Here is a 22,441-nt window from a genome sequence, read left to right as displayed (position 1 = left end):
AATATGCAGAACGGGCCTCGCAAACGACAAATCATGCGCACGGTCGGTTGCTCAGCGCAAGGAAGGCACACACTAGAATCATCGACGATACCCGCGATGGAGCACGAAAGGCAGTTCACGACGATGGAACACCAAGCACTGACGGACGCCAATGAGCTGACGCTGCTGCAGGCGGCGGCCCTTCTGTCGGGAGCAAGCGCCTGGGACTCGCGCGCTATTCCCGCTGCAAACGTTCCTTCTTTTGTCATGAGTGACGGCCCGCACGGCGTGCGCCGCCAGCTCGGCGACGCCGACCACCTGGGCATTGCCGAGTCCGAGAAGGCGACTTGTTTCCCGACAGCGTCTGCCGTTGCCGCGACCTGGAACCCTGACCTGGCCCGCGAGATGGGCGAGGCGCTCGGGCTGGAGGCGAGGTGCCTCGGCGTCGACGTCCTGCTCGGTCCGGGCCTCAACATCAAGCGCTCGCCCCTGTGCGGACGTAACTTCGAGTACTTCTCCGAGGACCCGATCCTTGCCGGACGCATGGCTGCGGGCCTCGTCCAGGGAATTCAATCGACGGGAACCGCCGCCTGCCCCAAGCACTTCGCCGTCAACTCCCAGGAGCTGCGTCGCATGGCGTCGGATTCCATCGTGGACGAGCGCACGATGCGTGAAATCTACCTGACCGGCTTCGAGATCGTGTGCCGAAGCGCCAAGCCGCGAGCGATTATGAGCTCCTACAACCTCGTCAACGGTACCTACGCCCACGAGAACAAGCACCTGCTGACCGACATCCTGCGCACCGAGTGGGGATTTGACGGCATGGTCGTCTCCGACTGGGGTGGTTCGAACAGCGCCGTCGCAGCGGTGCGCGCCGGCGGTAGCCTCGAGATGCCCGCCCCCGGCCTTGCTGGTGCGCGTCAGATCGTCGAGGCGGTTGAGGCTGGAGAATTGGATGCGGCCGATGTTTACGCGCGTGCCCAGGAGGTCTTGAACGTCGCTGCTGCTAGCGCCGGCCTGCCTGCTCCCACTCCCTACGACCTGGACGAGCACCATAAGTTGGCCACGCGCATCGCCTCCGAGGCGATCACACTTCTGCGCAACGAGGGCGATCTCCTGCCGCTGAGCGCGGGCACAAGCGTTGCGCTCATCGGCGACCTCGCTGACACGCCTCGTTTCCAGGGATCGGGTTCCTCCCAGGTCAATCCGACGCGTACCGAAGCTCCGCGCGAGCTGCTCGAGGCTGGGGGAGAGGATGCCCGAGGCCTCGTTCTCACCGGGTACGCCCGCGGTTATGACCGTCATGGGGGAACGAACGACGCCCTCATTTCCGAGGCCGTGGCCCTCGCCGCGAGCGCTGACGTCGCGCTCGTCTACGTCGGTCTGGACGAACTCGCCGAATCCGAGGGGCTGGACCGCCCCCACATGCGCCTGCCCGAGGGACAGGATCGTCTCATCGAGGCCGTCGTTGCAGCCAATCCGCGCACCGTGGTCGTCCTGACCGGCGGGGCCAGCGTCGAGATGCCGTGGGCTGATTCCGTGCCCGCCCTGGTCAACGGATACCTGGGTGGTCAGGGTAGTGCCGGCGCGATGCTTGACGTCCTCACCGGCGCCGTGAACCCCTCGGGACGACTCGCTGAGACCTACGCGCGTTCCCACGAGGACCATCCGACCGCTGCCTGGTACCCGGCGACCGGCCCGCTGTCGTACTACCGCGAGGGCCCCTTCGTCGGCTACCGATACTTCACGACCGCGGGCGTCGACGTTGCCTTCCCCTTTGGCTATGGGCTGTCTTACTCGCGCTTCGAGTACTCCGATCTCGAGGTGAACCAGGAGGGCGCGACTCTCACGATCACCAATACGTCCGAGCGAGACGGCGCTGACGTCGTCCAGCTCTACGTAAGCGCGCCCGGCGGCGTGTTCGGCCCGGCCCGCGAGCTCAAAGGATTCGCAAAGGTCGAGGTTGCCGCCGGTGAGTCGGTGCGCGTTACCATCCCCTTCGATCGCTACACTTTCCGCCACTGGGAGACCTCGCGCGGCGCGTGGGAGACCGAGGCCGGAACCTGGACGATCTACGTCGGCCACACCGTGGAGGACACGCCGCTGAGCGCCACCCTTGAGGTCGAAGGAACCACGCCCTCGCCAATCGACCCTGCCCTCGGTCACTACCTGAACGCCGACGTCTCGGGCATTACCAACGGAGAATTCGCCGTCCTCCTGGGCCGCACCATTCCTACCGCTCACCCTGCGGACGACCTGGGAGCAGCCGATCCGCTGTCCGAACTGACACGCGCCAAGACCTGGCTCGCCCGCGTCGCCGGACGCAAGCTCCACGCCATGAAAGCCAAGGCCGATGCCAAGGGCACCCCGGATCTCAACATTCTCTTCATCCTGAACATGCCCTTCCGTGCCTTCGCCAAGATGACGAATGGTGCGGCCAGCCCCGACATGGTGGATGCGATCCTTCTGGCCGTGAACGGACGGCCGCTGCGAGGCCTGACCCGCGCTGCCCTCGGCTACCTCTCCAACGCGCGCGCCAACAAGGCCACCCAGCGCGAACTCGACCAGACCCGATGACGCGGCCCCAGCCTCGTTACTCCCAACTGACGTAAAGGAACACCCATGCAGGCTCTTTCCCGGTGGTGGAAGAACTTCGAAACCGAGCACACGACGGTCGCGCAGTTCATTGTCTTCTTTATCCTCTCCAACGGCATCACGGTGCTGCAGCTGGTCCTCATGCCAGCCTTTAAGGCGTTGTTTGCACACACGAATCTTGTCGACACGGCGTTCCAGTTCCTACCCGTCGGCGTCTCGCATGGACACACGGTCTTCCTCTTCGACTACCCGGCAGGCTCGATGTCGGTCGGGGGCGGCGGTGGCCTCGCGTATTTCCTCGCCGTGGAGATCACCCTGCTGATCGCGCAGGTCATCAACTTCTTCGCGCAGCGCAACGTCACCTTCAAGTCCAACTCGTCCGTGGGTAAGGCGGCCTTCTGGTACGCGGTCGCCTACGTCGTCATCACGATCGCAGCCGCCGCCCTTCAGGTTCTCTACAAAGACCCGATCTACGCGTGGGCGATTTCGGCGATGGGCGCGGCCGGCGAGACTGTCGCCGATGTCATCACTATGATCATCAACGCGGCTATTTCCTTCTGGGTGTTCTTCCCCATCTTTAAGGTGATCTTTAAACAGGAACCCTCGGAGAAGGACACACAGGTCAGCGAGGCACAGTAGACTACTGGCAGACTTCACGAGAGGAGACTCCATGAGCGCGCCACTGCTGACGGTGATTGTGCCCGCCTATAACTCCGAGGACTATCTTGATCGGGCGCTCACGACGCTCGTCGGTTACGGCGACGAACTCGAGGCGATCATCGTCAACGACGGTTCGAAGGACGCTACCGCGCAGATCGCCGATGAGTGGGCCGCTCGCTACCCCTCCGTCAAGGTCATCCACCAGGAGAACAAGGGGCACGGTGGCGCCGTGAACGCCGGTCTCGCCGCCGCCACCGGCACGCACGTGCGCGTTGTCGACTCCGACGACTGGCTGGATCGACGCGCCACGAACGCCGTCCTTGACGTGTTGCGTGAGGAGCGCGAGGCCGGGCGCGACCTGGACCTACTCGTCACCAACTACGTCTACGACAAGCAGGGTAAGGCTCACAAGGCCGTTATCCGCTACCGCAACGTGCTGCCTCGAGGTCGCACCTTCGGTTGGGCGGACCTGCGCCGGTGCCGCTACGACCAGTACCTCATGATGCATGCCCTGACGATGCGCACGGAGGTTGTGCGCGCGTCCGGCCTGGTGATGCCCGAGCACACGTTCTACGTGGACTACCTCTACTCGTTCGTGCCGCTGCCCTACATTTCTACGATCCGCTACCTGGACGTGGACCTGTACCACTACTTCATTGGGCGCGACGACCAGTCCGTCAACGAGAAGGTCATGATCACGCGCCTGGACCAGCTCGCTCGCGTGAACGAGGCCATGACCCGTGCGCTGCCCCCGCGCGCCGAGGTCGAGGACAAGCTCTGGCGCTACATGGTCCACTACTTGCGTATTAACGCCGTCGTCTGCTCGGTCATGGCCCAGCTCTCGGGCACGCCCGAACACCTGGCCTTGAAGGAGCAGATCTGGGAGACGATGGACCAGATCAACCCGGAGGCCACGGATCGCCTGCGCCAGGACCTGCTCGCCGGCCTCGTGCGCCACGCGTCGCCCAAGGTCGTTCGCGGCGGCTACAAGGTCGCGGCGGCTGTCCTCGGCTTCAACTGAGACGCACCCTCAGGGCGCGGCGAGCGCCAGCTCCGTCCGGTGGACGGTGAGGCGCTTGCCGATGAGTGGGTATTCCACGTCCTCTTCGCGGCTTTGCCACGTAAAGCCGAGCTTTTCGGAGACCCGGCGCGACGCGTCGTTTCCATCGAAGTACTTCAGGATGATCGTCGACACGCCCAGCTCCCGCGCGCGGTCGATGATGGCGTTCCCAGCCTCCGTCGCATAACCGTTGCCCCAGTAGGGCGCGCCGATCCAGTATCCGATGTCAGCGACGCTTGCCTCGGGGGAGTCTGTGTCAATGCGCAGCGCAATCGAACCAACCAGCTCACCGGTCGACGCGAGCGTCACCGCGTAGCTGTCGGGTGCAGCCAGGAACGTCGACAGAGCCTCGTGAGCGTCGTCGATGTGCTTGTAGGGCTTCCATCCGCACAGCATCCCGATGCGGGGATGGCGGGCGAGCTCAAAGAGAGCGGGCGCGTCGGTATCACCCCAGGGGCGCAAGCGCAGGCGCGGTGTGTCGATGATCGTCATTCGTCCTCCTGGGGGTGTGTGGACGGAAGCAGGACCGTCAATGTGAACCAGTGGTCGGCCACGTCCGTGACCGCTTGCCCGCCGTACTTGCGGGCCGTCCACTGGATGGATTTGACGCCCCACCCGTGCCGGACGGTGTCGGGTTTGATCGTCGTCAGTCGCCCACCTGCGTCCGTGTTGAGGCGACCGTCGAACCAGTTGTCGACCCGGATGACCACCATCTGGCCCTGGCGGAAGAGCGCGAGCTTGATGAGGCGTTTGGCCGGATCATCGACGCGGCGCGAGGCCTCGATTGCGTTATCAAGCGCATTGCCGAAGAGCGTGGCGATATCCATCGACGACATGGTGCCTAGAAGCGCGCCGTCGGCAACCGCCGTGAAATTGATGTCGGCGGCTGCGCACGTGCGCCCCTTCGTGGTGAGGATAACGTCGAGAACAGCATTGCCGCTGTGGTACTGCTGACCGATCTGCTCGATTGAGGATTCGAGTTCCGCAAATGAGGTGGCGGCGCGCTCCGGGTCCAGCTCCGCTCGAATTGCTGCGACCTGGTGCTTGAGGTCGTGGTGGGCGCGGGCCACCTGTTCCATGTCCTCTTTGGCGGCCAGGTACTGGTGGTGTTGGGCATCGAGGGAGGCCTGGATGGACGCCAGCTCGCGCTCGGTCGCACTTTGCTGGATGCGCTCAAACTGGGCGAAGAGAATCGCGTAGCCCGCCAGGTCAACAAGCGTGCGGATGTAGAACACTTCCACGCCGGAGCGTCCCGAGAACGGGGTTTCCGTTGAGATGAAGCTGAGGTTGGAGAGGGCAAAGATGGCGATGCCAATGAAGACAGCCGAGGCAAGGTCTGCGAGGCGCAAGACGGGAAGCGCTCCCTGGCGGCAGACGCGGCGTTCAAAGTAGTAGACGACGGCCAGGCATGTCGCTGAGATCGCGGTGTATCCGAGGAGGGATGCGGGGTGCCAGAAGGGTTTGTCAGCGTGGGAGTAGACGACGACCTGCCAGGCCAGGGATGCAGCGAGCTCGGCCACGATGAAGGCGCGTGCGCTCATGTGGGTCACCCAGCGCCAGTCCAGTGCAGTTCCCAGACGGATGACACTCCACATGAGACCGTAAGCCGTCATCATGCCGGGCACCCACAGGGACAGGGGAGCGTGGCCGAGTAGTTCCTGGGCGCCGACGAGCACCACGAGGCCGCCGACGGCCGCAGCGGCGATGCGCCAGCGGGGGATAGCAGCGTTCGGGTTCAGGGCATTGGACGACGCCGAGCGCGCGACGACGAAGACGTACACGAGGGCGGCGCCCCACTCCGCGAGGGCGGTGAACAGGCGCGGGATGTCGGGGAGGGACTCGAACACGTCAGTGGATCCCGCCCGCGAAGCTCGCCAGAGCCGTCATGAACGCCTTTTTACGAGGCCGGGAAATGCGCAGGTTGTCCCCGCCCGTCATGAGGCACTCCTGGTCGGCGACGCCGCGCACGTGCGCGAGATTGACGAGGTAGCACGAATTTGAACGGAAAAAGTCGTGCCCGGGGAGCTGTTCCTCCATGGCCTTCAGTGAGGAAGTGATCGAGTAGGTGCCGGAGACCGTGTGCACGTCCAGGCGGTGCTTGATCGATTCGACGTAGACGATGTCAGCGACGTCGATGCGGTGCGTTGATGTTCCCGATTGGAGGAGGACACTGGCTCCGCGCCGCTTAGCAACGGCCTGAAGGCACCGTGACAGCTCCTGTGAGAACGCGAACCACGGCAGGGGTTTCATGAGGTAGGACAGTGCCCCCACCTGATAGCCATGAATCGCGAACTGTGCGGCGGATGTGATGAAGACGAGGATGACCTCCTGGTCGACCTCGCGAATTGCCCGAGCGGCGGTCATACCATCCACGTTCGTCATCTGGATGTCCATGAGGATGATGTCGTAGACCGGCTTGTAGCCGCCGATGATCGCTCCGCCGTCCTCGAAGTAGGTGATGTCAAAGGTGACGCCGTTTTCGTCGCTGTAGCGGGCGAGGTAGTCGGCGAGGAGCTGACGTGAGAGCGCCTCGTCTTCGACGACGGCGATGCGCACCATGATCCGACCCTCCCTGACGTACTGACAGATGCCAACAAGGATATGTGAGCGCAGCCTCGCCCTCCGCGCGAGTCCACACCCCGGCCTCGTCGATCACATGCAGACGCACCCGCAGGTGGGGGCCGCTACCATTGTCCTGACTACCGTGAAAGGGGAGTAGCGTGGATCTGCTCGTTGTTGGGTCGGGCTTTTTTGGCCTGACGTTTGCCCGCGAGGCCGCGGAGCGATTCGGAATGAACGTGACCGTCATCGAGCGTCGCGACCACATCGGAGGCAACGCCTACTCGTCGATCGACGAGGCCACCGGCGTCGAAGTGCACCGCTACGGCACGCACCTGTTCCACACATCGAACGAGCGCGTGTGGTCCTACGTCAACCGATTCACGGCCTTTAACGACTACCGCCACCGCGTCTACGCCAACTACCGGGGCGTCGTCTACCCGCTGCCCATCAACCTGGGCACCATTAACCAGTTCTTCGGCGCAGCCTACTCGCCGGCCGAGGCCCGTGTGCTCATCGAGCAGCAGGCCGCCGAGATCACGGGTGAACCGGGCAACCTCGAGGAGAAGGCGATTAGCCTGATTGGTCGCCCCCTCTACGACGCCTTCATCGCGGGCTACACGGCCAAGCAGTGGCAGACCGACCCGCGTGAGCTGGCCGCGTCCATCATCACGCGTCTGCCCGTGCGATTCACCTATGAGAACCGCTATTTTCAGGATCGCTACGAGGGCTTGCCCTTGAACGGCTACGGCGCGTGGATCGCGAACATGGTTGACCATCCGCGCATCAGCGTGCACACGGGTGTGGACTTCTTTGATGAATCCTCGCAGTTCTCGAAGGCGGCGACGGTGGGCCAAGTGCCCGTCGTCTACACGGGCGCGATTGACCGCTACTTCAACTACGACGCGGGTGAGCTTGGTTGGCGCACCCTCGATTTCGAGACCGAGGTTGTCGACGTGCCCGACTACCAGGGCTGCTCGGTCATGAACTACTCGGATCGCGACGTGCCCTTCACGCGCATTCACGAGTTCGCCCACCTGCACCCCGAGCGTGATCGCGCAGGTGCAACGAATACGATCATCCAGCGCGAATACTCGCGATTCGCGCGCCCCGGCGACGAACCCTACTATCCGATCGCCTCGCCGTCGGACCGCTCGACGCTCGCGGCATACCGCGAGATGGCGGCGGGGGAGCAGGACGTCCTCTTCGGCGGGCGCCTGGGCTCCTACCAGTACCTGGATATGCACATGGCGATTGCGTCGGCCCTCACCAAGGTCGACGAGGCCGTGGCCTCCTGGCGCTGACGGGTTTCCTGCTGCCGTGGCGTCGATCGTCTGGTCGGTCCTGTCGATCGCCCTCATCATCGGTGTTGGCTGGGTTGCTCGTCTTGGCGGTGCACTCGGCCCCGAGGCCGCAGGCACGCTTGCCTCGGCAACGTATTGGGTGGCTAGCCCCGCGATGCTCTTCCACGCCATCGTCTCGACTGGGACCTCGGGAGTCTTCGGTGTTCCGCTCGCCGTGGCCGCCGCATCGGGTGTGGGCACCGCGCTGCTGTTCGCGCTCGTTGGCAGGTTCTTCCTGCGCCTGACTCGCGGCGAAATCGCCTTGGGGGCCATGGCCTCGTCCCTCAATAACGGCGCGTACATCGGTATCCCGATCGCCGTCTATGTCCTGAATGACGCGTCCGCGGTCGTTCCCATCCTGGTGTTCCAGCTGGGTTTCTTTACGCCGATGTTCTTCGTTCTGGCCGACCTGGTGGGTTCCGGGCAGCGGCCATCGATTGTCGGCGTTGCGAGGGTCGTCGCGCGCAATCCGATGGTCATCGCAGCGGTGTGCGGTTTCCTGTTTTCCGCTGTGGGGTGGCCGATGCCGACCCTCCTCGACGTGTCGACGTCCATGCTGGGGGCTGCCGCGCCCCCGATGATTCTTCTGTCGTTCGGTGCCTCGCTCGTGGATCGACGTTCGGCGTCCGGGGATTCCGGTATTGCTGCGACCAACTGCGCCATCGTTGGCAAGCTCGCCCTTCAACCCGCGATTGCGTGCGGCGTCGGGATGCTGCTCGGTCTGACCGGTCCCGCGCTCATGTCGGTGACCATCATGGCGGCGCTGCCCTCCGCGCAGAACGCCTACATCGCTGCGACGCGTGCCAAGGCGGGGGAGCGGATCGCGCAGGGAACGGTCCTCGTGACGACTTTCGCGTCGCTTCCCGTTGTCGTTGGTATTGCAGCGCTTTTCCACGCCTTGGGGCTCGTGGGCTAACGGTTTCGTCCATCGTTTGACGCTTTGCGTCCACCCCCCGGCGCAGCTTCAGAGTGTCAAGACTACGTAAAAAAGAGTGCAAAAACACGTTCTGTATCGTGGACTCTGGCTGACTTCTGGGTATATCAGCCCTAGTCTGGCTGGGAATTATCCCGTATAGACACGAATGCAAGGAACTCACTCCATGTCATCCTCCGCATCCAAATCCGCGCCACGCGCGCGCGACTCGTGGAGCGGCCAGACAGGCTTCCTCCTGGCAGCCATCGGCTCGGCCATCGGCCTGGGCAACATCTGGCGTTTCCCCGGCGTCTCCTACTCCAACGGCGGCGGCGCCTTCCTGGTCCCGTATCTCGTCGCTCTGATTTTCGTCGGCATCCCCATGCTGTGGCTCGATTACGCGGTCGGCCACAAGTTCCGCGGTTCACCGCCGTGGGCTCTGCGCAAGATTATCGGAGGCGGCGAGTTCATCGGCTGGTTCCAGACCTTCGTGTGCTTCGTCATCATGGTCTACTACGGCGCGGTCCTCGCGTGGGGCGTGCAGTACACGATCTACTCGGTGAATGCGGCTTGGGGCGACGACCCGACGACGTTCTTCACTGACACGTTCCTGCAGGTTGTCCCCGGTGATACGTTCTCCTGGGCGCCCGCCTGGTCGGTGATGATTCCCCTCGCGCTCGTGTGGGTCCTCGTCCTCTTCGTGATCGGACGCGGCCTGTCCAAGGGCGTCGAGGCGGCCAACAAGGTCTTCCTCCCGCTGCTTGTCATCCTCTTCCTGGCGCTCGTCGTTCGCGCGCTCTTCCTGCCCGGTGCCGTTGAGGGCCTCAACGCCTTCTTCACCCCGAACTGGGGCGCGCTCGCCGATCCCAAGGTCTGGCTGGCCGCCTTCGCGCAGATCTTCTACTCGCTGTCCGTGGGCTTCGGTATCATGCTGACCTACGCCTCCTACCTCCAGCGCAAGTCGAACCTGACCGGCACCGCGCTCGTGGCTGGCTTCGCGAACTCGTCCTTCGAGATCCTCGCGGGCATTGGCGTCTTCAGCGCCGTGGGCTTCATGGCGCACCAGGGCGGCGTGAGCGTCTCCGAGGTCGAGGGTCTGACCGGCCCGATCCTCTCCTTCGTGACCTTCCCGAAGATCATCTCGATGATGCCCGGTGGCCCGATTTTCGGCGTCCTCTTCTTCTCATCGCTGGTTCTGGCGGGCGTGACCTCGCTGCTTTCTCTCCTCCAGGTCGTCTCCGGTGGCCTGCAGGACAAGTTCGGCTGGTCGCCCGCCCGCTCGGCGCTGGTCCTCGGCGTTCCCGCCACCGTCATCTCCCTGGTGCTCTTCGGTACCCGCTCGGGTCTGAACAACCTCGACATTGTTGACAACTTCATCAACTCGATTGGTGTCGTGTCTTCGGCGATCATGTTCGCCGTCTTGTGCGCGGTCGCCGGCCCCCGCCTCGGGGTGCTGCGTGCCCACCTCAACTCGGTGTCCAGCGTGAAGGTCCCCAAGCTGTGGGAGCCCCTCGTCGGCATTGTTATCCCGCTCGTTCTCTTCGTCATGATGGCAATGTCCATCGTCGACCTGCTGACGCACGGTTACGGCAAGTACCCGACGAGCTACGTGCTGATCTTCGGCTGGGGTTCCGTGGCGGTTGCGGTGATCGCATCTCTGATTTTCACGCTCATTCCATGGAAGCACCGCCCCGTGGACACTCAGGCGACAGTCGCTCAGATTCTCGCTGACGACGCCGATGACACCGCTTCGATCGAAGGAGGCGCCAAGTGACCGCTCCCGCTATCGCCCTCATGATCCTGACGATTCTGCTCGTCTGGGGTGGCCTCGTCGCTTCCGTCGTCATGCTGCAGGTTCTCTCGGTCCCGTCGGACGAGGAGACCGAGGCAGCGCAGCGCGCTATCGAAGCCGCCGAAGCTGCGAAGCAGTAGGGTGGCATCGTGAAGCTCGTTGCCTTTGATCTCGATGACACCCTGGCGCCCTCGAAGTCGCCGTTGCCCGCGCGCATGGACGTGGCTCTGCGGTCCCTGTTGGACCACGTGGAGGTGTGCATCATCTCCGGTGGTCAGATGGGCCAGTTCCGCACCCAGGTGCTGGAGAACCTGAACGCCACTGATGAGGAGCTCGCGCGCCTGCACCTGATGCCCACCTGCGGCACTCGCTACTACCGCTACGAGGATGGCGCGTGGGTTGAGCGTTATGCGCACGACCTGGATCCCGAGGTCGCTGCTCGCGCGGTTGCCTCGCTTGAGCGTCACGCACGTGAGCTCGGCCTGTGGGAGTCCAATCCGTGGGGCAACATCATCGAAGACCGTGGCTCGCAGATCACCTTCTCTGCCCTGGGCCAGGAAGCTCCGCTCGATGCGAAGCGTGCCTGGGATCCTGATGGCACCAAGAAGGCGGCTCTGCGCGACGCAGTTCAGCCCGATGTCCCTGAGCTCGATGTGCGCGGAGGTGGCTCGACCTCGGTCGACATCACGACGCGTGGCATCGATAAGGCGTACGGCATGGGCAAGCTCGTCGAGGAGACGGGAATTCCCGCCTCCGAGATGCTCTTTATCGGCGATCGCCTCGATCCGGAAGGCAACGACTATCCGGTCAAGGCCGCCGGCTACGCGACGCGCGCCGTGTCTGGTTGGGAAGAATGCGTGGATGTCATTGACGAGATCGTCGCATCCATGAGCTGAACCGTCGGACATACGACGACGAGGCCGGGGCTGGGCAACCAGCTCCGGCCTCGTTTCGTTGTCCAGCGGTGGTCGCGGAACCGCTCGGGCGACGGACTACATGTTACTGCGCCCCAATGCCCCTGGTGGCCCAGAAGACGACGGCGGATGCGGCTGCGACGTTGAGCGAGTCGACACCGTGGTCCATGGGGATTTTGACGGTGTAGTCGGAGGCTGCGATGGTGCGACGCCCGAGTCCGTCACCTTCAGTGCCCATGACCATCGCGAGGCGCGCGTCGGGGCCTTGGAGCGCGGGCAGTGAGGCGAAGTCGTCGAGGGACACGGAATCGTCGGAGAGAGCCAGGGAGGCCACGGTGAAGCCGGCCTTCTGGAGGATCGTGATGTCCCCGGGCCACGATTCGAGTCTGGTCCATGGGACCTGGAAGACGGTTCCCATGGAAACGCGCACGGATCGCCGGTAGAGGGGGTCGGCGCACTGCGGGGTGACCAGGACGGCGTCCACGCCGAGCGCGGCGGCGGAGCGGAAAGCTGCGCCCACGTTCGTGTGGTCGACGAGGTTTTCGAGGACGACGACGCGGCGAGCGCCCTGGCCGCCGCGCGCGGTGGCGAGTAGCTCGTCCAACGAGGGTAGGATCGGGCGCTGCATGGCGGCCAGGGCGCCGCGGTGCAGGTGGAAGCCCGTCATCTGTTCCAGGACGTCCTCATCGGCGACGAAGACTGGAACCTGCGCGCCATCGGGAGCGCCCGTCGCTTCTGAGATGAGCGCTTCGAGCGTGGGCAGCCAGCGCTTGGACATGAGGAAGGAGCGCGGGTGGTGGCCCGCGCGGATGGCGCGTTCGATGACGTTCGCGGATTCGGCCATGTACAGGCCGCGTTCCGGCTCGATCTTGGAACGAAGCTTGACGTCTTTGAGGCGCGTGTAGTCGTCCAGGCGCGAGTCTGCGGCCAGATCCGCGCTGGTCAGTTCGATGATCATGGTGTCCTCAGGCGCGCTGGAGGGCGCGAGAGACCTCGCCCGGCCAGGACGGGCCCTCGAAGATGAAGGCGGAGAAGGCCTCGACCAGGTCGGCGCCCGCTCCGATCATGCGCAGCGCGTCCTCGGGCGAGGAGATGCCGCCGGTTCCGATGAGGATCTGTTCCTCGTCGAGGTGGCGAGCCACCAGGGAGACGACCTCGAGCGCGCGGGGCAGCAGCGGAGCGCCGGAGACGCCGCCCTCGCCCAGGTCGTGGTTGATCGTCGTGTTCGTCGCGACGACACCTGCCAGGCCGAGCTCCTTCGTCAGCTCGACGACGGCGACGATGTCCTCATCGGCGAGGTCGGGGGCAATCTTGACGAAGAGGGGCATGACGCGGTCGGGGGCCCCTGCCTCGCAGCCGCGGCGGGCTGCCTGCAGGATTGGGCGCAGGTGATCGACCGACTGCAGGTCACGCAGTCCGGGCGTGTTGGGGGAGGAGACGTTGACGACGACGAAGTCGACCCAGTGGGCCAGCGTCTTCGCGCAGTACTCGTAGTCGGCCGGGGCGTCCTCCTCGGAGGTCACCTTGTTCTTGCCGATGTTGGCGCCCACGATGGCGGCGCGGCCCGCGGACGTCGAGCGCAGCTCGCGCAGCTTGTCCGCGGCTGCGTCCGCGCCAGCGTTGTTGAAGCCCATACGGTTGCGCAGGCCGCGCTCTTCCATGAGGCGCCACAGACGCGGGGCGTCGTTGCCAGGTTGGGGACGCGGGGTGACGGTTCCGATTTCGACGAAGGCGTAGCCGAGGGCACACATGCCGAGCACGGCCTGCGCGTCCTTGTCCATTCCGGCCGCGAGGCCCAGACGCGAGGGCAGACGGCGCTGTCCCAGCGTCAGGGGGACCTCGACTCCGTTCACCATCCGGGTGGGGCTGTGGTGGGGATCGAGGTAGCCCAGTGTGGCGCGCATGAGGCCGCGCGTCGGGGCGAATCGTCCGGCCAGAGAAATTGCTCCCAGACCCAGGTGGTGTGCATCTTCCGGGTCGGAACGTGAGATGAAGTGTGTGAAAGCCCAGTTGTACGCGCGTCGGATCATGCTTCCTAGGATAGTTGATCAGTCCCACCATGCCCACCACCACCGCGTGGATGATCCGTCTCGAGCGAGGAGGCGCATCTCGTCGGGCGGGATTGCCTCCTCGCCAAGCCCGAGGACCGTGGCAAGCGTGAGCCAGTGCTGGTAGCTCGGATACCGCTCGTCGTCGATGGGGGTACCGGTGTGTGCGATGATTGCCGACTCGGGGACGAGCACGGTGTCGATGCTGACGCGTTCGTCTCGGCGAGGGGCACGGATGACGTATCCCTCGAGGCTCAGACCATCGATGCGCGAGGCAGCGCGCAGCAGGTCAATGATCCGAGGCGCGTTGTTCTGTCTATCCTCGCGTGCATCCTTGGGCAGGAGCGAGGCGAGGCGCCGCGCATCCGTACCTGTGAGGTCAGCGAAACGCGCGTAATCTCCCAGGTCCCACCCGTCGCACAGGTAGGGGGCGAGGAGAGTGGCAATTCCGCGGTCGTCGAGCCAGTGGGCGGGGCCGTACATGCCCTCCGGGGCCGGCTCGTCATCCTCACATCCGATAGCGCAGGCGGGCAGCAGTGTGGTCGTCGTGTGCATGATGCATCCTTCTCGTCGTTGTCGGGGCGCCGATGCTCCGACACGACCAGGATGACCCGCGTAAGGAGGTGGAATCCAGCGCGACGGTGACCCCTGTGGATACAGGTTCAGCCGCGACGGACCCTGTGGATAAAATGCGTCGGCCCCGCCACCATGTGAATGGGGCGGGGCCGACGTGATGGATCAGGGAATTACTTCGGGAACTGCCCGCGATCAACCTGGGGGCGCGGCGAGCGCCAGCGACGCGGCATGATCATGCGGGAGAAGGTGTAGTACCCGGTGCCGGAGGGAATGTCGTCGCGCGGGTGTGCTTGCGCAAACGTGCGCTTGACCTTGCGCCACACGAGGAAGGACTCGACTGCGGTGATGATGAAGGAGCCGTACATGAGGATCGACGACCCGTAGAGCAGGTAGGCCTGGTACTGCAGCGGGATCTTGTTGCCGAGCATCGAGAGCAACATGATGAGGATGATGGAGACCATCATGACGGCGAGGATCCACTCGGAGAAGGAGTGTCGTGCGTCCACGTAGTCGCGCACGAAGCGACGGGCAGCGCCCTTATCGCGTGCCGGGAGGTATTTCTCCTCGCCGGTCACCAGCGCGCGCTGTTCAGCGTCGAATCGCGCGTTGCGGGCGGCGCGTGCGGCACGTTTGGCTTCCTTGCGGTCCTTGGGAACCAGCGGGTGGATGCGGGCGGCCTCGGCGTCCTTACGCTTGGGCGTGGGGCGGCCTTTTTTGCCGCCGGGCGTCGTTGAGACTGGCTCAACGTGCATCGAGGTCTCGTCGTTGTTGTTCTTGCTTCGTCCAAACACGCTTCAAGGCTAGCGGATAGCCTGCCCGCCTCGCACTCCCATGGTCTACCCTGGTCGTATGGCTGATACTTCACACACATTGTCGTCGTCCGTTTTGAGGGAGCGCCTGGAGGCTGCTTTCCCGTCTCTGCTGGAGGAACTCACGCAGCTCGTTGCGATTCCGTCGGTGTCGTCGGATCCTGCGCACGCCGCCGACGTGGAGCGCAGCGCCGAGCATATTCGTGAGCGCTTTGCGGCCCTTGGTCTGGATGCCAAGGTCCTGCGCGAAACCGCTGAGGATGGGACCGAGGGCAAGCCCGCGCTCGTTGCGCATTCGCCCCGCATCGAGGGCGCCCCGACGGTTCTGCTCTACGCCCATCACGACGTGCAGCCGGTGGGTGAGCTGAGCCGTTGGAGCTTGGATCCCTACAAGGCGGAGGTTCGTGGAGACCGCATTTACGGGCGCGGTTCTTCCGATGACGGCGCCGGCATTACGGTGCACCTGGGGTCCCTGTCGATCCTCGGCGAGGACCTGCCGGTCAACGTCGTCGTGTTCATCGAGGGTGAGGAAGAGATCGGCTCTCCCTCGTTCACCGCGTTCCTCGACGCGCACAAGGATGAGCTTGCCGCCGACGTCATCGTCGTGACGGATTCGTCGAACTGGAAGGTGGGCGAGCCCGCCGTCACCTCGACGCTGCGCGGCAACGCGATCGTGACCGTCGACGTGACCGTCGCGGACCATGCGGTGCACTCGGGCGCCTTCGGTGGCCCGCTGCTCGACTCTGTCGCGATCTCCTCGATGCTGATCGCCTCGCTCTTCGACGAGAAGGGTGACGTTGCGGTTCCGGGCCTGGGCGGTTCGGATCACGCGGACGTGGATTGGCCGGAGGAGGAGCTGCGCGCTGCGGCCGGTATGGTCGAGGGCCTGCAGTTGGCGGGTTCGGGCGACATCGCCGCCCGCATGTGGACCAAGCCCTCGATCTCGGTGATCGGTTTCGACGCGCGTCCCGTTTCTAACGCCTCGAATACGATTGCCCCGCACACGCGTTTCCGCCTGTCGATGCGCACGGTGCCCGGCGTTGATCCCGTCGAGGCTCAGACCAAGCTCGTCGACTACCTGCTCGCTCACGCGCCCTTCGGTGCGCGCGTCGAGGTGACGGCCGAGGATGCTGGTGCTGGCTACCAGGCGGACATGACCTCCCCCGTGACGAAGGCGCTGCACGAGTCCCTTACCGAGGCCTGGGGCGTTCCCTCGGTCAATATCGGCGTGGGCGGCTCGATTCCGTTCATTTCTGACTTCCAGCGCATCTTCCCGAGCGCGCAGGTCGTCGTCACCGGCGTTGAGGACCCGCTGACGAACGCTCACTCGGAGGATGAGTCGCAGTCGATTTCCGACCTGAAGGCCGCGATCCTCGCCGAAGCGCTTCTGCTGACGCGCGTGGCGGCCCTGTGAGTCGTGTTGTTATCGCCGGTCGGTGGGACGGGGGTATTCCCGCCTCGCCGACCGGCGACGCACTTGCTGCAATCGCTCGGGGCGTTCTTACCGGCGCCCCCAGTTCGACGGTGGTGACGCTTCCCGTCGGGACTGGACCAACCTTCGACGAGGCCGTGGCTGCGTTGCACTCCCAGGCCTCGTTCGTGCGCGTGCCGACGGATGCCTCGTCGTCGCGTGAGGCGGGCGTGTGCGTGGCGGAAACGCTCGGGATGCAGCGGACGGTCATCGTTGAGGGGGGACACAACGCTTCCCCGGACTGCGGCATCGGCTTTCTCGAAGGACTTCTCGGCGATAGCTGTATTGATCCGAGGCGGCCCGAGGTGCTTGCCGATGCGCTGACGCGCGCCCAGGGCCTCGTCGCTGATGCGGGCGTCGATCTTGTGTGCGCAGCGTCCACCGCGCGTCCACTGCTGGGCCTCGACTCGGTCCTTGCGGTCGCACCTGACCTGGAGCCGCTCGAGAACCAAGATATCGCCCTTACTGCTGCCCTCACGCAGGCGTTTGCGCATCGTCCGCTGGGGCGACGCCAGCTTTTAGAGGGCCAGGACGTTCACCCGGCGCGCCTGCGTGGCTCTGGAGCCGGCGGCGGTGTGGGAGCCGTCGTAGCTGCGATTGGTGGGCGCATCGTCTCCACCGGGGATCTCCTGTCCCAGTTGCTCGATCTGGACGACATTATGGAGGGCTGCGACCTCGTGATCGTCGCCGAGCCCGAGCTATCCTCGCCGCTGCTCGCAGAGTCGACGCTCGATCGTGTGACGAGCGCCGCTGCGGCGCATGCCCTGCCCGTCGTTGCCATCACTCGCAGGTCCAGCATCTCGCATTTTGAGAAGGCTGAATGGGGGCTTCACGGAGTGTTCGAGACGGAGGGATCCGTCATGCTCGAAGACGCCGGACGGCGCATCGCTCGCACCTGGTTACGCTGAGCGCGCACCCCAGCCGTGGCGCGTGGTCCACGCGGGGGAGTAGTGTGTCAAAGGAATACGTCTATCCGTTACGAAAAGGAGCATCATGTCCGAGTCCGCAACTCAGGCTCCCACCCACGAGGTCATCCTCACCGACGTCGCAGCTGCGAAGGTGAAGAGCCTCCTTGAGCAGGAGGGTCGCGACGACCTGCGCCTGCGCATTGCCGTTCAGCCCGGTGGCTGCTCCGGTCTCATCTACCAGCTGTACTTCGATGACCGCACCCTCGATGGCGACGCGATTCGCTCCTTCGACGGCGTTGAGGTTGTCGTCGATCGTATGAGCGTTCCCTACCTGAGCGGTGCCACGATCGACTTCGCCGACACCATTGAGCGTCAGGGCTTCACCATCGATAACCCGAACGCCCAGAACACTTGCGCCTGCGGCGAATCCTTCCACTGAGTCGAAAGAACACTTTTCCATGATGTCCTCCCTGCGCCGCTTCGGCGCCATCGTCGGCGCAGCCGCCCTCGTTGTCGGGCTCGCGGCCTGCTCCGATGCTTCGTCGTCTTCGTCTTCCGCTCCCGCGGAGATCGACTACTCCGCCTGCTCGACGGACGATTCCGCTGACCAGAATGCGAACGTTGACCGCAGCGGCAAGGGAAATTTCCCGTCGATCTCCGGCGACGACACCCCCGTGATCGCCGCTGGCAAGGGTAGCGAGCCGACCGACAAGGTCCTCGTCAAGACCCTCAAGCAGGGCGATGGCGCGCTTGTGTGCCCGGGTGCCACGATCAAGGCGAACTACGTGGGCGCCCTGTGGAACGGCACCGTCTTCGATTCGTCCTACAAGAAGGGCGAGCCTGTCGAGTTTTCTCTCGAACAGGTCGTGAAGGGGTGGACCTACGGTCTGGCGCACACCCATGTCGGCGATCGCGTCGAGCTGGTCATCCCGGCATCCCTTGGCTACGGTGGCCAGGCTCGCGGTAACATCCCCGCGAACTCGACCCTCGTGTTCGTCGTGGACATCGTGGGTGTCGCCACCGAGAACCTGGCCGACGAGTCGGTTCTCAGCGGTGCGACGGCGACCGGCGAGGAGCTTCCCGCCGGTGTGACTGTGACCGGTGATCCCGGTGTCGAGCCGACTCTGACAATCGACGAGAGCGTCGCCGCGCCCACCGAGCAGAAGATCTACACGATCTACAAGGGCTCGGGCGAGGCACTCACAGATGACCAGACCGTCCTGTACAAGCAGGTTGTCGGAGGCTTCGGTGCGAGCGGACAGACGCAGTCCTCGTGGAGCCAGGCTCCCCTCCAGGCGCCCGTGAAGGACGCCGATCTGACGGGTGTGACCATTGGTTCTCGTCTGCTGATCGTCGCCCCGATCCAGGGCCAGGAAGCGCAGTCCGGCCAGGCGGCGACGCCCAACCGAGCGACTGTCTTTGTCGTCGACATCGTCGGCACGTCCTCGATGCAGTGACGATACGCCGACTCAGGTGACCATGAGCGGGCGGCTCCCAGTGTGGGAGCCGCCCGCTACCCGTTAGAATGGGGCCATCGCGTCGAATTGGCCGACATACGCAAGGAGATTCCATGAGTGAAGAAACCGTTCAAATCCTGGTTTTCAGCGACGATAAGGACAGGCGTCAAGCTGTCATCAACGGCGTCGGACTGCGTGCTTCCAAGGACACGCCCCGCATCGAATGGGTGGAGGCTGCCACGGCTTTCGGCGTTCGTGACGCCTTCGATCAGCAGGATTTCGCGATGCTGATCCTCGATGCTGAGACGAAGAAAGAGGGCGGCATGTCTGTCGCCCAGGATCTGCGTGAGACCCGTGACGGCGTTCCCCCGATCGTGTTCCTGACCGCGCGCCCGCAGGACGAGTGGCTGGCCACGTGGGCCGGAGCAGCGGCGGTTGTGGCCGATCCGATCGACCCGATCATCCTGCAGGAGACCGTCGCCGACGTGCTGCGTGGAGCCAAGTGATGGCTGCTCAGGAGTGGGCGCCGATCATTCAGGCGCTGACCGCGGGGGAGAGCCTCGATTACGGTCAGTCGTACTGGCTGATGGATCAGGTGATGAGCGGTGAACTGGGTGAGGCGCGTCTTGCCTCCTTCCTGACCGCCATGGCCATGAAGGGCGCCACGGTTGACGAGATCCACGGCCTCGCCGATGGCATGCAGGATCACGCCGCACACGTCGATCTGCCCAGCCGCGCCCTCGATATCGTGGGGACAGGCGGCGACGGGTACAAGACCGTGAACATTTCGACAATGTCCGCCATCGTGCTCGCAGCGATGGGCATCCCGCTCGTCAAGCACGGCAACCGTGCGTCGACCTCGAAGTCGGGATCCGCGGACGTTATTGAAGCGCTCGGTGTCAACCTCGACCTTGACGCCGACGCCCTGCGCCGCGTCTTCGATGAGGTGGGCATCGCGTTCCTGTTCGCCAATAAGATGCACCCCTCGATGCGTTTTGCCGCCCCCGTGCGCCGCGCGCTCGGTTTCCCCACGGCCTTCAACGTCCTGGGGCCGCTGACGAATCCGGCGCGCGTGCAGGCGTGCGCGATCGGCGCGTCGCGTGAAGAGAACGCGCGACTCATGGCGGGCGTCTACGCCTCGCGCGGCCTGAGCGCGCTCGTCTTCCGGGGCGCGAACACGGGCCTCGATGAGCTGACCACCACCGACAAGAATCAGGTGTGGATCGTCTCGGGCGGATCGGTGACTCCGACCGAGTTCGACGCCCGTGAGTCCCTGGGTATGGCCTCGTCCTCCATTGAGGATCTCGCCGGCGGTGAGGCAGCCGAGAACGCGGCCGTTGCCCGCGATGTGCTGTCGGGCGGCGGCGCGGATGCCGTTCGTGACGCCGTCGCGCTCAATGTCGGTGCCGGCATCCTGGCCTGGGAGGGCCTGGAGAACCCGGTGACGCAGGCCGACTTTGCCGAGCGCATGCGCGGTGCCGTCGAGCGCGCCCTGGGTGCGCTGGCCGATGGCTCGGGTGCGCGACTCATCGAGCGTTGGGTAGAAGCGTCGAACGCATAAGGAAAAACCTGCGTCAGGTGCGCGGGTCTGTACGTCGATGGGCGGTTGCGTGGGCCAGGAGCTCGCGCAGCCGCCCGTCGCATAGCGGGCTGGCCGTCGGCTGGGCCCAGGGGAGAGGTCCGTTCCATTCGACGAGGCGCGTTCCCTCGCGGGCCAGCTCGGCGCACAGAAGCGCTGTTTCTGCCCACGACGCGCAGCTTGCTGCGACGCCGTCGGTCTCGATGGGTGTCGTGGACGTCAGAACGTCGATCCATGGGGATGGGTCGGTGTGCGGCGGAATGACGACGGAACTGAGATAGCGGCCGTGGGAGGCGACGTGCATGATCCAACCTTTCTCGCCCCCGTCTCTGCGTGATCCCCACACGATGCGCGGTGCTGCCAGGATCGGTCGCATTGTCGCGCGTTCGACGCCCGTCATGTAGGCGCTCAGGTCATCGCGAGCGGCCGCAGCGGGCTCGTATAGTCCCTGGGAGGAGAGCCTCTCCATGAGCGCGGTGAGCGTGTGTGGAACGGCCAGCGTCGATGCGGCCACGGCCTCGTGAAGGAGCTCCGGCCTGTGGGCGGGATCGGCCTGGGCTAAGACGCGTTCGATCGCTCTCGCTGCCCGCAGGGCGTGCGCGCGCGTGCCGAAGGGACCGAGGGCGCACGGTAGCTCATCGAGCGTGACGGACTGTACCACGCGAGGTTGGTCGGCCTCGGCAATGACCCAGTGCTGGGATCCCTGACGCGTCGATGCTGAATTGTAGGGTGGTGCCAGTTCCCTGATATCGCGCAGTTCCCGGATTCTCGCCTCGAGAATGGAAGCGGTGGGATAGGGGCGCACGCCCGCGGCGATGGAGACCATGCGCTGGACTTTCGAGCGCTTCTCCGCCTTCGTGTAGTAGCTGCTCACGCGCGAGCGCAGGGACGAGGCCGACCCGACGTAGAGCGTGTCCCCAGCCGTATCGATGAAGTGATACACCCCCGGGGAGGTGGGTAAGTCCGCGACGAAGGACGGAGCGGAGGGGCGACGCGCGGGTGCTTGTTCGGTGAGAGCAACGAGGTCCTCGACGTCGGTGGCGCCTGCCCCTGCGAGCAAGTCGATGAACCCCAGGAGGATTTCAGCGGTTGCGCGTGCATCTCCGAGCGCGCGGTGCTCGGGGACGGTGGCGGTACCGAAGTACGACGCGATCGTGCCGAGCTTGTGATTACGCACGAGCGGGCGGGGCAACGCGAGGCGCGCGAGAGCCAGCGTGTCAACAACGCGGATGCGAGGCCACGGGAGGGAGGATGCGCGGGCTGCTCGGCGCAAGAACCCCACGTCGAAGGAGGCATTGTGAGCGACGAGGACCGGGCCTCCCTTCGTCCCGAGGCCAGACCAGTCCATGAACCGCTCCAGCACCGAGGCGATCGGCTCGGCGTTCGCGACCATCGCGGGCGTAATCCCCGTGAGCGACGTGATGAATGGCGGAATGGGGCGCGAGGGCTTCACGAGCGAAGAAAACTCGTCCATGATGGCACCGTCTTGCACGCTCACTGCGCCGATCTCAGTGATTTCCGCGCCAGCTCCGAGTCCCGTCGTTTCCAGGTCGACAATCACCCAGCGTCCGCCCGAGGCCGGGGTCCCAACGGCGTCCAGGCTGGGCTGTAGCTCGACGGATGAGGCCCGGGACAGGGCTTGCGACACCACCGATCGGGCGAAAGGACGGGCCGACTCGCCGGGCGCTATGGTTTCCCCACAATCGCGCACGGGAGTCTGTTTCGTCATACAGTTGATACTAATTCGTTCGCGCGCTCGCGCGCCCGTCGAGACTTCA

Annotated in this window: 22 protein-coding genes; 14 read left to right on the top strand and 8 right to left on the bottom strand. The window is 64.9% G+C overall.

Translation table 11 applies throughout. From position 1 onward, the window contains the following. Nucleotides 1–96 precede the first annotated feature (96 nt). The 3 genes from QP415_RS05380 to QP415_RS05370 are packed head-to-tail and all read left to right on the top strand — an operon-like array spanning nt 97 to nt 4,255. Nucleotides 97–2,556, top strand: a complete 2,460-nt coding sequence (locus QP415_RS05380) for a glycoside hydrolase family 3 C-terminal domain-containing protein (protein ID WP_285099208.1) — start codon at nt 97–99, stop codon at nt 2,554–2,556. Between the two features lie 45 nt (nt 2,557–2,601). Beyond that, the gene (locus QP415_RS05375) at nt 2,602–3,213 is read left to right on the top strand and encodes a hypothetical protein (protein WP_285099206.1); all 612 of its coding nucleotides are present in this window, start codon (nt 2,602–2,604) and stop codon (nt 3,211–3,213) included. Between the two features lie 31 nt (nt 3,214–3,244). Next, complete coding sequence (locus tag QP415_RS05370) at nt 3,245–4,255, top strand: glycosyltransferase family 2 protein (protein WP_048674513.1); 1,011 nt, start codon at nt 3,245–3,247, stop codon at nt 4,253–4,255. 9 nt (nt 4,256–4,264) lie between these two features. Here QP415_RS05370 and QP415_RS05365 read toward each other — a convergent pair whose 3' ends face one another. The 3 genes from QP415_RS05365 to QP415_RS05355 are packed head-to-tail and all read right to left on the bottom strand — an operon-like array spanning nt 4,265 to nt 6,853. After that, the gene (locus tag QP415_RS05365) at nt 4,265–4,786 is read right to left on the bottom strand and encodes a GNAT family N-acetyltransferase (RefSeq protein ID WP_285099204.1); all 522 of its coding nucleotides are present in this window, start codon (nt 4,784–4,786) and stop codon (nt 4,265–4,267) included. Then, nucleotides 4,783–6,141, bottom strand: a complete 1,359-nt coding sequence (locus tag QP415_RS05360) for an ATP-binding protein (RefSeq protein ID WP_285099203.1) — start codon at nt 6,139–6,141, stop codon at nt 4,783–4,785. The genes QP415_RS05365 and QP415_RS05360 overlap by 4 nt, the downstream gene beginning before the upstream one ends. 1 nt (nt 6,142) lies before the next feature. Further along, a complete protein-coding gene (locus tag QP415_RS05355; protein ID WP_048674505.1) occupies nt 6,143–6,853 on the bottom strand; it encodes a LytR/AlgR family response regulator transcription factor in 711 nt (236 codons plus the stop codon). A 161-nt stretch (nt 6,854–7,014) separates the two neighbouring features. Here QP415_RS05355 and glf point away from each other — a divergent pair, with 161 nt between their 5' ends. From glf to QP415_RS05330, 5 genes are all read left to right on the top strand, one after another. After that, on the top strand, nt 7,015–8,157 hold the full coding sequence (gene glf, locus QP415_RS05350; RefSeq protein ID WP_285099200.1) for a UDP-galactopyranose mutase: 1,143 nt from the start codon (nt 7,015–7,017) through the stop codon (nt 8,155–8,157). A gap of 16 nt (nt 8,158–8,173) precedes the next feature. Then, nucleotides 8,174–9,112, top strand: a complete 939-nt coding sequence (locus QP415_RS05345) for an AEC family transporter (RefSeq protein WP_285099198.1) — start codon at nt 8,174–8,176, stop codon at nt 9,110–9,112. Between the two features lie 184 nt (nt 9,113–9,296). Further along, on the top strand, nt 9,297–10,883 hold the full coding sequence (locus QP415_RS05340) for a sodium-dependent transporter (RefSeq protein WP_285099196.1): 1,587 nt from the start codon (nt 9,297–9,299) through the stop codon (nt 10,881–10,883). Beyond that, on the top strand, nt 10,880–11,041 hold the full coding sequence (locus tag QP415_RS05335; protein ID WP_016461098.1) for a methionine/alanine import family NSS transporter small subunit: 162 nt from the start codon (nt 10,880–10,882) through the stop codon (nt 11,039–11,041). Before QP415_RS05340 ends, QP415_RS05335 begins: the two co-directional genes overlap by 4 nt. A 9-nt stretch (nt 11,042–11,050) precedes the next feature. Beyond that, nucleotides 11,051–11,797 carry an HAD-IIB family hydrolase gene (locus tag QP415_RS05330; protein ID WP_285099195.1) on the top strand — a complete coding sequence of 249 codons (747 nt, stop codon included), beginning with the start codon at nt 11,051–11,053 and terminating at the stop codon, nt 11,795–11,797. A gap of 103 nt (nt 11,798–11,900) precedes the next feature. Here the strand turns inward: QP415_RS05330 and QP415_RS05325 are convergent, their stop codons facing one another. From QP415_RS05325 to QP415_RS05310, 4 genes are all read right to left on the bottom strand, one after another. Beyond that, nucleotides 11,901–12,773, bottom strand: a complete 873-nt coding sequence (locus tag QP415_RS05325) for a TrmH family RNA methyltransferase (RefSeq protein WP_048674491.1) — start codon at nt 12,771–12,773, stop codon at nt 11,901–11,903. Between the two features lie 7 nt (nt 12,774–12,780). Then, nucleotides 12,781–13,845: a quinone-dependent dihydroorotate dehydrogenase gene (locus QP415_RS05320; protein ID WP_048674488.1), complete on the bottom strand. Its 1,065-nt coding sequence runs from the start codon at nt 13,843–13,845 to the stop codon at nt 12,781–12,783. Between the two features lie 18 nt (nt 13,846–13,863). Further along, nucleotides 13,864–14,418, bottom strand: coding sequence for a hypothetical protein (locus QP415_RS05315; RefSeq protein ID WP_048674486.1), 555 nt, complete (start codon nt 14,416–14,418; stop codon nt 13,864–13,866). 191 nt (nt 14,419–14,609) lie between these two features. After that, the gene (locus QP415_RS05310; RefSeq protein WP_048674577.1) at nt 14,610–15,191 is read right to left on the bottom strand and encodes a DUF3043 domain-containing protein; all 582 of its coding nucleotides are present in this window, start codon (nt 15,189–15,191) and stop codon (nt 14,610–14,612) included. Nucleotides 15,192–15,288: 97 nt separating this feature from the next. Between QP415_RS05310 and QP415_RS05305 the strand changes: the two genes are divergently transcribed. The 6 genes from QP415_RS05305 (at nt 15,289) to trpD (ending at nt 20,645) form a co-directional block, all read left to right on the top strand. After that, on the top strand, nt 15,289–16,662 hold the full coding sequence (locus QP415_RS05305) for a M20/M25/M40 family metallo-hydrolase (RefSeq protein ID WP_285099192.1): 1,374 nt from the start codon (nt 15,289–15,291) through the stop codon (nt 16,660–16,662). After that, nucleotides 16,659–17,627, top strand: a complete 969-nt coding sequence (locus QP415_RS05300) for a glycerate kinase (protein ID WP_285099191.1) — start codon at nt 16,659–16,661, stop codon at nt 17,625–17,627. The genes QP415_RS05305 and QP415_RS05300 overlap by 4 nt, the downstream gene beginning before the upstream one ends. A gap of 85 nt (nt 17,628–17,712) precedes the next feature. Beyond that, nucleotides 17,713–18,066, top strand: coding sequence for an iron-sulfur cluster insertion protein ErpA (gene erpA, locus QP415_RS05295; protein ID WP_003792846.1), 354 nt, complete (start codon nt 17,713–17,715; stop codon nt 18,064–18,066). A gap of 19 nt (nt 18,067–18,085) precedes the next feature. After that, nucleotides 18,086–19,084 (top strand): FKBP-type peptidyl-prolyl cis-trans isomerase, encoded by a 999-nt coding sequence (locus tag QP415_RS05290; protein ID WP_016461090.1) that lies wholly within the window; start codon nt 18,086–18,088, stop codon nt 19,082–19,084. A 113-nt stretch (nt 19,085–19,197) separates the two neighbouring features. Next, on the top strand, nt 19,198–19,590 hold the full coding sequence (locus QP415_RS05285) for a response regulator transcription factor (RefSeq protein ID WP_016461089.1): 393 nt from the start codon (nt 19,198–19,200) through the stop codon (nt 19,588–19,590). Continuing rightward, nucleotides 19,590–20,645 (top strand): anthranilate phosphoribosyltransferase, encoded by a 1,056-nt coding sequence (gene trpD, locus QP415_RS05280; protein ID WP_016461088.1) that lies wholly within the window; start codon nt 19,590–19,592, stop codon nt 20,643–20,645. Before QP415_RS05285 ends, trpD begins: the two co-directional genes overlap by 1 nt. Before the next feature lie 13 nt (nt 20,646–20,658). Here the strand turns inward: trpD and QP415_RS05275 are convergent, their stop codons facing one another. Beyond that, the gene (locus tag QP415_RS05275) at nt 20,659–22,392 is read right to left on the bottom strand and encodes an exonuclease domain-containing protein (protein WP_285099190.1); all 1,734 of its coding nucleotides are present in this window, start codon (nt 22,390–22,392) and stop codon (nt 20,659–20,661) included. Nucleotides 22,393–22,441 lie beyond the last annotated feature (49 nt).

This window comes from Pauljensenia sp. UMB3104 (assembly GCF_030217285.1).
Lineage (GTDB): Bacteria > Actinomycetota > Actinomycetes > Actinomycetales > Actinomycetaceae > Pauljensenia.
This window is presented reverse-complemented; position numbering and strand designations above follow the sequence as displayed.

Bases quoted from the DNA above. Each gene is read 5' to 3' on its own strand.
- QP415_RS05380 (WP_285099208.1), top strand. From the start codon at position 97: ATGGAGCACGAAAGGCAGTTCACGACGATGGAACACCAAGCACTGACG.
- QP415_RS05375 (WP_285099206.1), top strand. From the start codon at position 2,602: ATGCAGGCTCTTTCCCGGTGGTGGAAGAACTTCGAAACCGAGCACACG.
- QP415_RS05370 (WP_048674513.1), top strand. From the start codon at position 3,245: ATGAGCGCGCCACTGCTGACGGTGATTGTGCCCGCCTATAACTCCGAG.
- QP415_RS05365 (WP_285099204.1), bottom strand. From the start codon at position 4,786: ATGACGATCATCGACACACCGCGCCTGCGCTTGCGCCCCTGGGGTGAT.
- QP415_RS05355 (WP_048674505.1), bottom strand. From the start codon at position 6,853: ATGGTGCGCATCGCCGTCGTCGAAGACGAGGCGCTCTCACGTCAGCTC.
- QP415_RS05340 (WP_285099196.1), top strand. From the start codon at position 9,297: ATGTCATCCTCCGCATCCAAATCCGCGCCACGCGCGCGCGACTCGTGG.
- QP415_RS05325 (WP_048674491.1), bottom strand. From the start codon at position 12,773: ATGATCATCGAACTGACCAGCGCGGATCTGGCCGCAGACTCGCGCCTG.
- QP415_RS05320 (WP_048674488.1), bottom strand. From the start codon at position 13,845: ATGATCCGACGCGCGTACAACTGGGCTTTCACACACTTCATCTCACGT.
- QP415_RS05315 (WP_048674486.1), bottom strand. From the start codon at position 14,418: ATGCACACGACGACCACACTGCTGCCCGCCTGCGCTATCGGATGTGAG.
- QP415_RS05310 (WP_048674577.1), bottom strand. From the start codon at position 15,191: ATGCACGTTGAGCCAGTCTCAACGACGCCCGGCGGCAAAAAAGGCCGC.
- QP415_RS05305 (WP_285099192.1), top strand. From the start codon at position 15,289: ATGGCTGATACTTCACACACATTGTCGTCGTCCGTTTTGAGGGAGCGC.
- erpA (WP_003792846.1), top strand. From the start codon at position 17,713: ATGTCCGAGTCCGCAACTCAGGCTCCCACCCACGAGGTCATCCTCACC.
- QP415_RS05290 (WP_016461090.1), top strand. From the start codon at position 18,086: ATGATGTCCTCCCTGCGCCGCTTCGGCGCCATCGTCGGCGCAGCCGCC.
- QP415_RS05285 (WP_016461089.1), top strand. From the start codon at position 19,198: ATGAGTGAAGAAACCGTTCAAATCCTGGTTTTCAGCGACGATAAGGAC.
- trpD (WP_016461088.1), top strand. From the start codon at position 19,590: ATGGCTGCTCAGGAGTGGGCGCCGATCATTCAGGCGCTGACCGCGGGG.
- QP415_RS05275 (WP_285099190.1), bottom strand. From the start codon at position 22,392: ATGACGAAACAGACTCCCGTGCGCGATTGTGGGGAAACCATAGCGCCC.